This window comes from Pseudomonas bijieensis (genome assembly GCF_013347965.1).
GTDB classification, from domain to species: Bacteria; Pseudomonadota; Gammaproteobacteria; order Pseudomonadales; family Pseudomonadaceae; genus Aquipseudomonas; species Aquipseudomonas bijieensis.
Window position 1 is genome coordinate 6,040,503 of sequence record NZ_CP048810.1, and the last position, 14,078, is coordinate 6,054,580.

Below are 14,078 nucleotides of genomic sequence, written 5' to 3' on the forward strand. Positions count from 1 at the left end.
AAGTCCTCAAGAGTAAAACGGGCGCAGGAGTATAAAGCCCTTGCGCCCGCTTTTATAGGTAGAGAGCTATAGGTGACGGGTCTACCGGCTCGTCATCAACGAACCTTGTCTTGCGCCAGCGTCAGCTCTTCCTTATCGAAGTCATCCACGTCGATGACCTTGCGCCGCGCCGCCTCGGCCGCGCGCAAGGTCTGTGCTTCACCGGCTTGTAGCACACCCGTTTCCAGGGCCGCATCGATGAGCGGTTCGCCTGGCGCCGGATTGAGCTGACCCTGCTTGAGCGCTCCGTGCAGCTTCTTGTGCAGCGGATGGGCGGCAGCCAGCAGGTCGGCGGCGTGTTGCAGGGCGCCCACCGGATCGTCACTCGATTGCGGGCGATAGCAGCCTTGCAGTAACTCTTCGAGGGTCGGGTCACCCTTGGGCCGGCCGATGACCGCCGCCACCTCGGCGTCGAGCCTGTCGCTCGGGCCCTTGTGACGACGACCGAAGGGGAACACCACCAGGCGCAACAGGCAACCGAGCACCCGACTGGGGAAGTTGCTCAGCAGCTCATCCAGCGCACGTTCCGACTGGCCCAGGCTTTCCTCCATGGCCCAGGTGAACAGCGGCGCCATGTGGTCCGGCGAGTCCAGGTCGTGATAGCGCTTGAGCGCCGCGGACGCCAGGTAAAGGTTGCTCAAAACATCGCCCAGGCGGGCCGACAGGCGTTCACGGCGTTTGAGTTCACCTCCCAGCAACATCATGCTCAGGTCCGCCAGCAGGGCGAATGCCGCTGCCTGCCGGTTGAGGGCGCGGAAGTAACCCTGGCTCAGGGTATTGCCGGGGGCTTTCTCGAAATGCCCCAGGCCCAGATTGAGCACCAGGGTGCTGGCGGCGTTGCTGACGGCGAAACCAATGTGCTTGAGCAACAGGGCATCGAACTCGACCAGCGCCTGGTCTTTGTCTTCACGGGTTGCCAGGGCCATTTCCTTGAGCACGAACGGATGGCAGCGAATGGCGCCCTGGCCGAAGATCATCAGGTTGCGCGACAGGATATTCGCGCCTTCGACCGTGATGAAGATCGGCGCACCTTGCCAACTACGCCCCAGGTAATTGTTCGGGCCCATGATGATGCCCTTGCCGCCATGTACGTCCATGGCGTGGCTGATGCACTCGCGGCCGCGTTCGGTCAGGTGGTACTTGAGAATGGCCGACAGCACCGAAGGCTTTTCCCCCAGGTCCACCGCGTTGGCGGTCAGCATGCGTGCCGCGTCCATCAACCAGGCGTTGCCACCAATGCGCGCCATGGCTTCCTGGATACCTTCGAACGCCGATAGCGGTACGTTGAATTGCTCGCGCACCTGGGCGTACTGCCCCGTCACCAGGCTGGTGAACTTCGCCGCGCCGGTGCCCACCGCCGGCAGGGAAATCGAGCGCCCGACCGACAGGCAGTTCATCAGCATCATCCAGCCCTTGCCCAGCATCGCCTGGCCGCCGATGAGGAAGTCCAGGGGGATGAACACGTCTTTGCCCCAGTTCGGCCCGTTCATGAACGCGGCGCCCAACGGCAGGTGACGGCGACCGATATGCACGCCAGGGGTATCGGTGGGAATCAAGGCCAGGCTGATGCCCAGGTCTTCTTCGTCCCCCAGCAGGTGATCAGGGTCATAAGCCTTGAAGGCCAGGCCGAGGAGGGTGGCCACCGGACCGAGGGTGATGTAGCGCTTTTCCCAGTTCAGGCGCAGGCCGAGGGTTTCCTGGCCTTGCCATTCACCCTTGCAGATGATGCCGGTGTCGGGCATCGCCCCGGCGTCGGAGCCGGCCAGTGGCCCGGTCAGGGCGAAGCAGGGAATATCGTCGCCACGGGCCAGTCGCGGCAGGTAATGGTCGCGTTGTTCATCGGTGCCGTAGTGCAGCAACAGTTCCGCCGGGCCGAGGGAGTTGGGGACCATCACGGTGGAGGCCAGGTCGCCGCTACGGGTGGCCAGTTTCATCGCGACCTGGGAGTGGGCGTAAGCGGAAAAGCCTTTGCCGCCGTATTCCTTGGGAATGATCAGCGCGAAAAACCCGTGCTCCTTGATGTGGGCCCAGGCTTCAGGCGGCAGGTCCATGGCCTGGCCGATCTGCCAGTCGCTGACCATCGCGCAGAGTGCTTCGGTGGGGCCGTCGAGGAAAGCCTGCTCCTCCTCGGTCAGTTGCACCTTGGGGTAGGCCAGCAACAAGTCCCAATCCGGACGACCGCTGAACAGTTCGCCATCCCACCACACCGTGCCGGCATCGATGGCGTCGCGCTCGGTCTGGGACATGGGCGGCAGGGTTTTCTGGAACCAGTCGAACATCGGCGCACTGAAGTATCGGCGGCGCAGGTCTGGCAGCAGCAACGGGGCGGCGACGGCGGCGAGTACCACCCAGAGGATCAGCAGCAGCCAGCCGGGCGCATGGCTGAAAATGCCCATGGCCAACAGGTAGACCGCGACGATACCTAGCGCGGGTAGCGGGTCGGTGCGCCGATGCGCCAGCCAGGCGATCCCGACGATCAGCACCAGTATCCACAACAACAGCATATGTAATCCTCCGTGAACCAAGGCAAAACCGACCTTCAGAGCTTAGACGGCATCTGCAAAACCGGTGGTCAGCGCGATGTGATTGATTTCGTGGGAAACCCCAGTTGTATTGCGCCAGTCTGGTTGGCAACAGCCGTGGGAAATCGTTCGTTAACAAGGTGAGAAAACGCCATTGTTTGGCCGGAATGCCGTTATCGCTGGGCGGGGGGCTGTGGATAAACTCGGACACAGTCAGCCCCAGCCGAACACAGTACTTGTGGCGAGGGGATTTATCCCCGCTGGGCTGCGAAGCAGCCCCAAGGCAGGCCCACTCAATCTGCCTGGCACACCGAGGTGTCAGGGTTAGGGCCGCTTCGCGTCCAGCGGGGATAAATCCCCTCGCCACAAAGACCGAGTTCGACCCTGAGGGGGAGTGATGTTTCCCGAGAGGCTTTCCTTTTATGCAGCAATACCTGAACCCCGGCCCCCTTCATCGACAGCGATCACCCTGCGGTCATCGACTTCACCGAAACCCACCGCGGTGCCGAGCGCGACCCGCTGGCCCAGGCGGTCAGCCTGTATTACGCCGTGCGCGAGGCGGTACGGTACAACCCCTATACCTTCAGTCGCGACCCGGCGACCCTGCGCGGCAGTCATGCGCTGGTTTCCGGTGAAAGCTATTGCGTGCCCAAGGCCACCTTGCTGGCCGGTTGTGCCCGGTATTGCGGCATCCCGGCGCGTATCGGCCTGGCGGATGTGCGCAACCACCTGTCCACCCCGCGCCTGCTGGAATTGCTCAGGAGCGATGTGTTCGCCATGCATGGTTATACCGAGCTGTACCTGAACGACCGCTGGGTCAAGGCGACGCCGGCTTTCAACCAGGGGTTGTGCGAGTTGTTCGATGTGGCTCCGCTGGAATTCGACGGTCGTCACGACAGCGTTTTCCACCCGTTCAATCGACAAGGGGCGAAGTTGATGGAATACGTCACCGACCATGGTCAGTTCACCGATGTGCCCGAGGCGTTTTTCTTCGAACACCTGGAGAAATGCTACCCGCATCTATTTGGCGAGCAGGTGCCGCTCCTGCTCGGCGACATGCAGGGCGATTTGAGTCGCGCCTGATCCGGCGTATGCTGCGGCGGCATTTATCCATCGAGGACGCCGTGATGCTGAAGATATGGGGCCGGAAAAATTCATCGAATGTGCGCAAGGCGTTGTGGTGCGCGGAAGAGTTGGGACTGGTCTACCAGGCCATTGATGCGGGCGGGGCATTCGGGGTGGTGGACACGCCCGAGTACCGTGCGAAAAACCCCAACGGCCGCGTGCCGATGATCGAGGACGACGGTTTCGTGCTCTGGGAATCCAACACCATCGTGCGGTACCTGGCTGCTCGCCATGCGTCGGGTTCGGCCTGGTATCCCGCTGACGTGCAGGCACGGGCCCAGGCTGAAAAATGGATGGACTGGACCACGTCCAGCTTTGCCGCACCGTTTCGTACGGTGTTCTGGGGCGTGTTGCGCACCCCGGCCGAGCAACAGGACTGGGCGGCCATCAACGCGGCGATCAAGGAGTGCGATGACTTGTTGGCGATGGTCGAGCGAACCTTGAGCGAACAGCCCTACCTGTCGGGTGATGAAATCGGCATGGGCGACATTCCCCTGGGCAGTTTCATTTATGCCTGGTTCGAGATGCCCATCCAGCGCGCCGAGCTACCTGGCGTAGGGGCCTGGTACGCGCGGTTGCAGCAGCGTCCGGCCTACCGCAAGGCCGTTATGACCGCGTTGACTTAATACTTACTATCGACACACTTGACTGTACTTGTGCGGCGACGCCACGCACCATTGCCTTCGCGCGCCGTGGTTGCATTGCTCGCCGCCCGCCCTTATCTATTGTTTTCTTCCCTCCCTTCTTGGTGCGTAATCCGATATGAGTTCCGCTCTGTCCATCCGGCAGCTAACCAAAACCTACGGCAACGGTTTCCAGGCCTTGAGTGGTATCGATCTGGACGTCGCCGAAGGTGATTTCTTCGCCTTGCTCGGCCCTAACGGTGCCGGCAAATCCACCACCATCGGCATTCTTTCCACCCTGGTGAACAAGACCAGCGGCACGGTGAATGTCTTTGGTCATGACCTGGACCGCGAGCCCGCCGCCCTCAAGCGCTGCATTGGCGTGGTGCCCCAGGAGTTCAACTTCAACCAGTTCGAAAAGACCTTCGACATCGTCGTGACCCAGGCCGGCTACTACGGCATCCCGCCGAAGATCGCCAACGAGCGCGCCGAGCAATACCTGACCCAGTTGGGCCTGTGGGACAAGCGTGACGTGCCGTCCCGTTCATTGTCCGGCGGCATGAAGCGGCGACTGATGATTGCCCGGGCGCTGGTGCATGAACCGCGGCTGCTGATCCTCGACGAGCCGACCGCTGGCGTGGACATCGAGTTGCGTCGTTCGATGTGGAGCTTCCTGACCGAGCTGAACCAGAAAGGCATCACCATCATCCTCACCACCCATTACCTGGAAGAGGCTGAGCAGTTGTGCCGCAACATCGGCATCATCGACCACGGCACCATCGTCGAGAACACCAGCATGCGCCAGTTGCTCAGCCAACTGCATGTGGAAACCTTCGTGCTGGACCTGAAAAACGACCTGAAGTCCGCGCCCCAGCTTATCGGTTATCCGGCTCGCCTGGTGGACAGCCACACCCTGGAAGTCCAGGTGGACAAAACCGTGGGTATCACCGGGCTGTTCACCCAACTGGCCCTGCAAAACATTGAAGTGCAGAGCCTGCGCAATAAAACCAATCGCCTCGAGGAGTTGTTCGTGTCCCTGGTGGAGAAAAATCTGGCGAAGGTGGCGGTATGAGTGTGAGTTCTGAACTGCGCCCCAACCTCATCGCCCTCAATACCATCGTGTACCGCGAAGTCCGGCGTTTCATGCGGATCTGGCCGCAGACGCTGCTGCCGCCAGCCATCACCATGGTCTTGTACTTCGTGATCTTCGGTAACCTGATCGGCCGGCAGATCGGCGACATGGGCGGCTTCACGTACATGGACTACATCGTGCCGGGGCTGATCATGATGTCGGTGATCACCAACTCCTACGGCAACGTGGTGTCGAGCTTCTTCGGCAGCAAGTTCCAGCGTTCGATCGAAGAACTGATGGTCTCGCCGGTGTCGCCCCACACGATCCTCATCGGCTACACCCTGGGCGGTGTGTTGCGGGGGCTGGCGGTGGGCCTGATCGTGACCCTGCTGTCGTTGTTCTTCACCCATCTGCAGGTGCATCACCTGGGGGTGACGGTACTGGTGGTGGTGCTCACGGCGACGATCTTTTCATTGCTGGGTTTCATCAATGCCGTGTTTGCGCGCAACTTCGATGACATCTCCATCATCCCGACGTTCGTGCTCACGCCGCTGACCTACCTGGGCGGGGTGTTCTACTCGATCTCGCTGCTGCCACCGTTCTGGCAGACCGTGTCCCTGGCCAACCCGGTGCTGCACATGGTCAACGCCTTTCGCTACGGCATCCTCGGGGTGTCGGACATCAAGATCAGCATCGCGATTACCTTCATGCTGGTCGCGACCGTAGTGCTCTACATCGGTTGTGCGCGGTTGCTGGTCAGCGGGCGCGGGATGCGTACCTGATCCAGCAGGTGTGTTGACTGATATATCGCGAGCAGGCTCGCTCCCACATTGAAATGCGTTTCCTTGTGGGAGCGAGCCTGCTCGCGATGGCATCAGCAAGCGCACCAAAAAAAGGCCTCCATTCCCAGGAGGCCTTTTTGCATTTCACATTCGGCTTTTCTTGCGCCGCCTCCACTGCCGCGCCACCCACCAGCGCCAGTAACTCATGGTGACGAAGTAGGCCAGGGCGCCGAGTACCAGGCCGGTCACCACCGAACCGAGCAGGAACGGCTGCCACAAGGTGGACAACTGGCCGCTGATCCATTCCCAGGTCAGTTCTTCGGGCAGTGTCCGGGCGGGCACGTCCATCAGCCAGGCGCCGGTCTGGTAAGTGCAGAAGAACACCGCCGGCATGGTGATCGGATTGGTCAGCCACACCAGGCTCACCGCGATCGGCATATTGCCGCGCACCGTGACGGCCAATGCGGCGGCCAGCAACATTTGCAACGGGATTGGCAAGAACGCGGCAAACAGGCCAACAGCCATCGCCCGGGCCACGGAGTGCCGATTGAGGTGCCAAAGGTTGGGGTCGTGCAGCAGGGTGCCGAGAAAACGTAAGGATTTGTGTTCCCGGATGCTCTCTGGGTCTGGCATGTAACGTTTGAATAGGCGCCGGGGCATAAGGCTTCTCGGTCGGTTCAACGCAGTGAGGCCGCAAGTATGTCCGGATTCTACGGCTGGCAGATTCAGACTTTGTGACAATTGATAACGCCGGCAGTGCCATGGACCGTCTATGCCTGGAGAGGGCACTCTCAAGGACGGGTTATGCGCACAGGGTTAGTCGCGCTTGCACTGGGGCTGTTGGCCCCGATTTTTTTACCGGCACTGCCACCGTTGTGGCTGATTGCAGCCATGCCGGTAGTGGCATTGATGGCGTTGCCGTTTCGAACCTATCCGCTGGGTTTCTTCCTGTTCGGGCTGGCCTGGGCCTGTCTGTCGGCGCAGTTTGCGCTGGACGATCGGTTATCCGTCGCGCTCGATGGAGAAACCCGTTGGGTCGAGGGGCGCGTCGTCGGTTTGCCGCAACAGGGCGATGGCGTGGTGCGTTTCGAACTGGCTGATGCCCATTCACGTCGTACCCGGCTACCGACGACACTGCGTCTCGCGTGGTTCGGTGGCCCGCCGGTCAACAGCGGCGAGCGCTGGCGATTGGCGGTGAAACTCAAGCGACCCGCCGGGTTGCTGAACCCACACGGCTTCGATTATTCAGCCTGGTTGTTGAGTCGCGGTATCGGCGCGACCGGTACGGTCAAGGACGGCCGTCTTTTGCAGGCGGCCCGGGGCGCCTGGCGGGATGAGGTGCGCCAGGCACTGGCGCAGGTCGACGCCAACGGTCGCTCCGGTGCGCTGGCGGCGTTGGTTCTGGGCGACGGCGGCGGGCTGACTCGCGAAGATTGGCAGGTGCTGCAAGACACCGGCACCGTCCACTTGCTGGTGATCTCCGGGCAACACATCGGCCTGCTTGCCGGCCTGGTGTACCTGTTGGTGGCTGGCGCGGCGCGCTATGGCCTGTGGCCGGCAGGTCTGGCGTGGTTGCCTTGGGCCTGCGCGCTGGCCTTCTGCGCCGCCCTGGGCTACGGCTTGCTCGCCGGGTTCGAGGTACCGGTGCGGCGGGCCTGCACGATGATCGGCCTGGTGCTGTTGTGGCGCTTGCGCTTCAAGCAGCCAGATCCGTGGTGGACATGGCTGCTGGCCTTCGCCGGAGTGCTGGTGTTCGACCCGCTGGCCAACCTGCGGCCAGGGTTCTGGTTATCGTTTGCGGCTGTCGCCATCTTGATGTTCACCTTTGGCGGTCGCCTGGGACCCTGGCGCTGGTGGCAAACCTGGACCCGTGCCCAGTGGCTCGTCGCGGTCGGCCTGTGTCCGTTGTTGTTGATCGTGGGGTTGCCGGTCAGTCTCAGCGGGCCGCTGGTGAACCTGCTCGCGGTGCCCTGGATCAGCCTGTTGGTCTTGCCGTCGGCGCTGCTCGGCACGGCGTTGTTGCCGGTCCCTCTCATTGGCGAAGGACTGCTGTGGATCGCCGGCGGACTGCTCGATCTGCTGTTCAAGGGGCTGACGCTGGTCGCCGGACGAATGCCGGCCTGGGTCCCGGCCGCAGTCTCGACCTGGGCCCTGGGTATCGCCGCCCTCGGCGCTTTTCTACTGCTGTTGCCCAAAGGTGTGCCGCTACGTGTACTGGGGTGGCCGATGGTGTTGCTGATGGTTTTCCCACCGCAAGAACACCTGCCACCAGGGCAAGCCGAGATCTGGCAACTGGACGTGGGCCAAGGGCTGGCGGTGCTGGTGCGGACCCGCCGGCACACCCTGCTATACGACGCCGGGCCGCGTTTTGGCGAGGCCGATGTGGGCGAGCGGGTCGTCCTGCCGACCTTGCGCAAACTGGGGGTTCGAGGCTTGGACCTGATGCTGCTCAGCCATGCCGACGCCGATCATGCCGGTGGTGCCCCGGCCGTACGCAACGGGCTGCCGACGAGGGAAGTGATCAGCGGCGATCCCGATGCGCTGCCCGCCGAGTTGCTGGCCGGGCCCTGCGACAGTGGCCGACGCTGGGAATGGGACGGAGTCGGGTTCGAGCTGTGGCGATGGGCCTCTGCCGTCGAAAGCAACCAGAAATCCTGTGTCTTGCTGGTGGAGGCCGGCGGTGAACGCTTACTGCTGACCGGCGATATCGACATCCATGCCGAACGCGCCTTGCTCGACGAGGCCCTGGCACTACCGATCCAGTGGCTGGCCGCGCCTCACCATGGCAGCCGCAGTTCGTCGTCGATGGCGCTGCTGTCACGTCTCAAGCCGCATTCGGTGTTGATTTCCCGAGGGCAGGGCAACGCGTTCGGCCATCCCCATCCGCAGGTGATGGCCCGCTATCGACGCTCGGGCCTGGCGATCTACGACAGCGCCGAGCAGGGCGCCATTCGTCTGCAACTGGGGGCTTTCGAGCTGCCGCGCACAGAGGCCGGACACCGACGTTACTGGCGCGATCGGCCAACAGTCGGGCCACCGGGGCAATATTGATCCAGCGCAATCGGCTGATGCGCTTATCGGCGGGGCGGGTCTGCAAGGCGAGTCTGTGTGATAAAGTGGCGCACTTTTTCGAGGGGGCAGTCACTGTGTGGGAATTGGTCAAATCCGGCGGCTGGATGATGTTGCCGATCATTCTGAGTTCCATCGCGGCACTGGGTATCGTTGCCGAACGCCTGTGGACCCTGCGGGCCAGCCGCGTGACCCCGGAGCATCTGCTCGGGCAGGTCTGGGTCTGGATCAAGGACAAGCAACTGAACAAGGACAAGCTCAAGGAACTGCGGGCCAGTTCGCCCTTGGGCGAAGTCCTCGCCGCCGGACTGGCGAACTCCAAGCATGGTCGCGAGATCATGAAGGAGTGCATCGAGGAAGCCGCCGCCCGGGTCATCCATGAACTGGAGCGCTACATCAATACCCTGGGGACCATCGCCGCCATGTCCCCGCTGCTGGGCCTGCTGGGTACCGTGTTGGGCATGATCGACATCTTCAGTGCGTTTACCGGCTCGGGCATGACCACCAACGCCGCGGTACTGGCGGGGGGGATTTCCAAGGCCCTGATCACCACTGCCGCCGGCCTGATGGTGGGTATTCCGGCCGTGTTCTTCCATCGGTTCCTGCAACGCCGCGTGGACGAACTGGTGGTTGGCATGGAGCAGGAAGCCATCAAGCTGGTCGAGGTGGTGCAAGGTGACCGTGATGTGGACCTGGCTGGGGACAAGAAGTGAAATTCCGCCGCAAGCCACGGGAAAACATCGAGATTAACCTCGCGTCGCTGATCGACGTGGTGTTCATCCTGCTGCTGTTTTTCGTCGTGACCACCACATTCACCCGGGAAACCCAGCTCAAGGTTGAATTGCCGCAGGCCGTCAGCGGCTCGCCGGCCGAAGACCAGCAACTGAAGAATCTGGAAATCACCATCAGCGCCGAAGGGGCGTTCTCGGTGAACAACCAATTGCTGCCCAAGAGCGACCTGGCGAGCCTGATCGAGGCCCTGCAAAAAGAGTCTGGCGGCGACACCAACCTGCCGCTGTCCATCAGCGCCGACGGCAAGACCCCCCATCAATCGGTGATCACTGCCATGGATGCGGCCGGCAAGCTCGGTTTCAGCCATCTGCGCATGACCACGGTCGAGGCGGCTCCCGCACCCTGATGGCCATGTCCGATCGATTGCTTGCCGCGTGGTACGAAGGTCACCCGGCCCTGACCCTGCTACGGCCGCTGGAGTGGTTGTATCGACGAGTGGTGGTGGGCAAGCGCCAGCGTTTCCTGGCGGGTGAAGGGCAGATCTATCAGCCCCCCGTGCCGTTGCTGGTGGTGGGCAATATCACGGTCGGCGGCACTGGCAAGACGCCGTTGATCCTGTGGATGATCCAGCATTGCCAGCGCAGTGGCTTGCGGGTTGGCGTGGTCAGCCGGGGTTATGGCGCCAAGCCGTCGCAACTGCCCTGGCGAGTCACGGCCGAGCAGGGCGCCGACGTCGCCGGTGATGAGCCGCTGTTGATTGTCCAGCGCACAGGCGTGCCATTGATGATCGACCCCGATCGCAGTCGTGCGGTCCAGGCATTGCTTGCGGCCGAACCGCTGGACCTGATCCTGTCCGACGACGGCCTGCAGCATTATCGGCTGGCCCGGGACCTTGAGCTGGTGCTGATCGACAGCGCCCGGGGCCTGGGCAACCGCCGTTGCCTGCCCGCCGGGCCATTGCGTGAGCCGGTCGAGCGCCTGCAATCGGTCGACGCCGTGCTGTACAACGGCGCCAGCGCCGACCGCGAAGACGGCTTTGCCTTCCAATTGCGCCCCACCGAACTGGTGAACCTGGCCAGTGGCGAACGCCGTCCTCTCGACCATTTTCCACCTGGCCAGGCCTTGCACGCCGTGGCAGGCATCGGCAACCCCCAGCGTTTCTTCAAGACCCTCGAAACGCTACACTGGCGGCCAATACCGCACGGGTTTGCCGACCACGCCGAATACAGCGCCCAGGCCTTGAGTTTCACACCTTCGCTGCCAGTGGTCATGACGGAAAAGGATGCGGTCAAATGCCGTGCCTTTGCTGCACCTGACTGGTGGTACCTGGCGGTGGACGCCGCGCCATCGCCGGCCTTCGCGGCCTGGTTCGATACGCAGTTGATGCGCCTGTTGCCGGATCGGCTTTTGCCTTAAACCTTTCATCCAGGGGAATACCATGGACACCAAATTGCTCGATATTCTGGCCTGCCCGGTCTGCAAAGGCCCGCTCAAGCTCAGCGCCGACAAGACCGAACTGATCAGCAAGGGCGCCGGCCTGGCCTACCCGATTCGCGACGGCATCCCGGTGATGCTCGAAAGCGAAGCCCGCACCCTGACCACCGATGAGCGCCTGGATAAATGACCGCAGCCTTTACCGTTGTCATTCCGTCGCGCTTCGCCTCGACGCGCCTGCCCGGCAAGCCGTTGCTGTCGATCGCCGGCAAGCCGATGATCCAGCACGTCTGGGAGCAGGCCTGCAAAAGCAGCGCCCAGCGCGTGGTGGTGGCGACTGACGATGCGCGCATCGTCGAGGCCTGCAAAAGCTTTGGCGCCGAGGTGGTCCTGACTCGCGAAGACCATAATTCCGGTACCGATCGCCTGGCGGAGGTCGCGGCGAAACTCGGTCTTGCCGCCGACGCCATCGTCGTCAATGTGCAAGGTGACGAGCCCTTGATCCCACCCAGCGTCATCGATCAGGTCGCCGCCAACCTTGCGGCCCACACCGAAGCGCGCATGGCCACCCTGGCCGAGCCGATCGAGGATGCGCAGACCCTGTTCAACCCTAGCGTGGTCAAGGTTGTGAGTGACCTCAATGGCCTGGCGCTGACCTTCAGCCGTGCAATATTGCCCTGGGCCCGGGACGCGTTTGCCAAGAACCCCGATGTACTGCCCGAAGGCGTACCGTACCGCCGCCATATCGGTATCTATGCCTACCGCGCCGGTTTCCTCCAGGACTTCGTCGCCTGGGGCCCATGCTGGTTGGAAAACACTGAATCCCTGGAGCAACTGCGTGCCCTGTGGCATGGCGTGCGGATCCACGTCGCCGATGCGCTGATCGCTCCGCCGACCGGTGTCGACACCGCCGAAGACCTCGAGCGCGTTCGTCGCCTGCTGGAGGCTTGATGCGGGTCCTGTTCGTCTGCCTCGGCAACATCTGCCGCTCGCCCACCGCCGAAGGCATCCTGCGCCACAAGTTGCGTGAGGCCGGGTTGGCCGGCCAGGTGGAAGTCGCTTCCGCCGGCACCGGTGACTGGCACGTCGGTAAAGCCCCGGACAAGCGCAGCCAGGCTGCGGCCCTGAAGCGGGGCTACGACTTGTCGGCCCAGCGCGCGCAACAGGTCACCCGCGCCGACTTCGCCAGCTACGACCTGATCCTGGCGATGGACAGCAGCAACCTGCGCCACCTCAAGGCCCTGCAACCGGCCAACGGCAAGGCCGAGTTGGATCTGTTCCTGCGGCGCTACGAAGCCGAACTCGACGATGTGCCGGACCCGTACTACGACGGCGAGCAGGGCTTCGAGCAGGTGCTGGACTTGATCGAGCGCGCCACGGATCGCCTGATGATCGAATTGAAGGGGCGGTTATGACCTTGCAGGTACGGGCGGGCGTCAGTCTCAAGCCCTTCAACAGCTTCGGAGTGGACGTCACTGCCCGCTTGTTCGCTGAAGCCCACGACGATGGCGATGTTCGCGAGGCGTTGGCTTATGCCAGCGAACATGCTGTGCCATTGCTGGTGATCGGCGGCGGCAGCAACCTGTTGCTGACCGGCGACATCGACGCATTGGTGGTGCGCATGGCCAGCCGGGGGATTCGTCTGCTCAGCGATGACGGCGAGCGGGTGGTGGTCGAAGCCGAAGCCGGGGAACCTTGGCACCCCTTCGTCCAGCACACGCTGGCGCAAGGCTGGTCGGGCCTGGAAAACCTCAGCCTGATTCCCGGTACCGTAGGCGCGGCACCGATGCAGAACATCGGTGCCTATGGCGTGGAGATCAAGGATGTCTTTGCCGGCCTCACCGCGCTGGATCGCCAGACCGGTGAGCTGCGCGAGTTCACCTTGGAGGAATGCCGCTTCGCCTATCGCGACAGCCTGTTCAAGCAGCAGGTGGGGCGTTGGTTGATCCTGCGGGTGCGTTTCGCCCTCAGTCGCGCCGCGCACTTGCACCTGGAGTACGGACCGGTCCGCCAGCGATTGACCGAGCAGGGCATCGAGCAGGCGACGCCTGCCGATGTGAGCCGGGCGATTTGCAGTATCCGCAGTGAAAAACTTCCGGACCCGGCCGTGCTGGGCAATGCGGGCAGTTTCTTCAAGAACCCGCTGGTGCCGGCCACCCACGTTGACCATCTCAAGCTGCAATACCCTGACCTGGTGGCTTATCCACAGCCTGAAGGGCAGATGAAAATCGCCGCCGGCTGGCTGATCGAACGGGCCGGCTGGAAGGGCTTTCGCGAGGGTGATGCCGGGGTACACAAGTTGCAGGCGTTGGTGCTGGTCAACTACGGCAAGGCCACGGGCCCGCAGCTGTTGGACCTGGCGCTGCGCATCCAGAAAGACATTGCCGAACGTTTCCAGGTCGAGCTCGAAATGGAACCCAATCGTTACTGAACCGGGCTTTCGCAACCGCCTGAAAAAACGCCCTGTACACCCTGCGCACGATCATTTGTGCAGGATTGTGCAGGGCGTTTTGCTTGATCCTGGGTTAATTTAGCTTCCTAACGATGCGATCCTTGCATCCCTAAGGCCCGATACAGACGCCTGCGTGCGCCTGGATAAGAGAGCCCGATCAGCCTGAGCCAGTCTGCGACAACCGAACCGTTACCCAAGCGGCAGATTGCTCGACCCCATAACTCGATA

General features: G+C 62.7%; 13 protein-coding genes and 1 pseudogene. 12 read left to right on the plus strand and 2 right to left on the minus strand.

Features of this window, described 5'->3' with window-relative positions; all coding sequences use genetic code 11:
• Positions 1–95 precede the first annotated feature (95 nt).
• Positions 96–2,543, minus strand: a complete 2,448-nt coding sequence (locus GN234_RS26830; protein WP_116833157.1) for an acyl-CoA dehydrogenase — start codon at positions 2,541–2,543, stop codon at positions 96–98.
• A gap of 440 nt (positions 2,544–2,983) precedes the next feature.
• Between GN234_RS26830 and GN234_RS26835 the strand changes: the two are divergent.
• The 4 genes and pseudogenes from GN234_RS26835 (at position 2,984) to GN234_RS26850 (ending at position 6,163) form a co-directional block, all read left to right on the plus strand.
• Positions 2,984–3,644: pseudogene (locus GN234_RS26835) on the plus strand (transglutaminase-like domain-containing protein).
• Positions 3,645–3,688: 44 nt separating this feature from the next.
• Complete coding sequence (locus GN234_RS26840) at positions 3,689–4,312, plus strand: glutathione S-transferase family protein (protein ID WP_176689313.1); 624 nt, start codon at positions 3,689–3,691, stop codon at positions 4,310–4,312.
• A gap of 136 nt (positions 4,313–4,448) precedes the next feature.
• Positions 4,449–5,381 carry an ABC transporter ATP-binding protein gene (locus GN234_RS26845; protein ID WP_176689314.1) on the plus strand — a complete coding sequence of 311 codons (933 nt, stop codon included), beginning with the start codon at positions 4,449–4,451 and terminating at the stop codon, positions 5,379–5,381.
• 2 nt (positions 5,382–5,383) lie between these two features.
• Positions 5,384–6,163: an ABC transporter permease gene (locus GN234_RS26850; protein ID WP_072347169.1), complete on the plus strand. Its 780-nt coding sequence runs from the start codon at positions 5,384–5,386 to the stop codon at positions 6,161–6,163.
• A 144-nt stretch (positions 6,164–6,307) separates the two neighbouring features.
• Here GN234_RS26850 and GN234_RS26855 read toward each other — a convergent pair whose 3' ends face one another.
• On the minus strand, positions 6,308–6,823 hold the full coding sequence (locus GN234_RS26855; RefSeq protein ID WP_046063671.1) for a DUF2062 domain-containing protein: 516 nt from the start codon (positions 6,821–6,823) through the stop codon (positions 6,308–6,310).
• Between the two features lie 144 nt (positions 6,824–6,967).
• Between GN234_RS26855 and GN234_RS26860 the strand changes: the two genes are divergently transcribed.
• From GN234_RS26860 to murB, 8 genes are all read left to right on the plus strand, one after another.
• On the plus strand, positions 6,968–9,214 hold the full coding sequence (locus tag GN234_RS26860; protein ID WP_176689315.1) for a DNA internalization-related competence protein ComEC/Rec2: 2,247 nt from the start codon (positions 6,968–6,970) through the stop codon (positions 9,212–9,214).
• Positions 9,215–9,309: 95 nt separating this feature from the next.
• A complete protein-coding gene (locus GN234_RS26865; protein WP_162893858.1) occupies positions 9,310–9,945 on the plus strand; it encodes a MotA/TolQ/ExbB proton channel family protein in 636 nt (211 codons plus the stop codon).
• Positions 9,942–10,370 carry an ExbD/TolR family protein gene (locus GN234_RS26870; protein WP_013694002.1) on the plus strand — a complete coding sequence of 143 codons (429 nt, stop codon included), beginning with the start codon at positions 9,942–9,944 and terminating at the stop codon, positions 10,368–10,370. Before GN234_RS26865 ends, GN234_RS26870 begins: the two co-directional genes overlap by 4 nt.
• Positions 10,370–11,380, plus strand: a complete 1,011-nt coding sequence (lpxK, locus tag GN234_RS26875) for a tetraacyldisaccharide 4'-kinase (protein WP_109754399.1) — start codon at positions 10,370–10,372, stop codon at positions 11,378–11,380. Before GN234_RS26870 ends, lpxK begins: the two co-directional genes overlap by 1 nt.
• A 22-nt stretch (positions 11,381–11,402) precedes the next feature.
• Positions 11,403–11,588 (plus strand): Trm112 family protein, encoded by a 186-nt coding sequence (locus GN234_RS26880; RefSeq protein ID WP_003179363.1) that lies wholly within the window; start codon positions 11,403–11,405, stop codon positions 11,586–11,588.
• Positions 11,585–12,349, plus strand: a complete 765-nt coding sequence (kdsB, locus tag GN234_RS26885) for a 3-deoxy-manno-octulosonate cytidylyltransferase (RefSeq protein ID WP_109754398.1) — start codon at positions 11,585–11,587, stop codon at positions 12,347–12,349. The genes GN234_RS26880 and kdsB overlap by 4 nt, the downstream gene beginning before the upstream one ends.
• Entirely contained in the window at positions 12,349–12,813 is a 465-nt protein-coding gene (locus GN234_RS26890) for a low molecular weight protein-tyrosine-phosphatase (protein WP_176689316.1), read from the plus strand. Before kdsB ends, GN234_RS26890 begins: the two co-directional genes overlap by 1 nt.
• Positions 12,810–13,829: a UDP-N-acetylmuramate dehydrogenase gene (gene murB, locus GN234_RS26895; protein ID WP_109754396.1), complete on the plus strand. Its 1,020-nt coding sequence runs from the start codon at positions 12,810–12,812 to the stop codon at positions 13,827–13,829. The genes GN234_RS26890 and murB overlap by 4 nt, the downstream gene beginning before the upstream one ends.
• Positions 13,830–14,078: the final 249 nt, after the last annotated feature.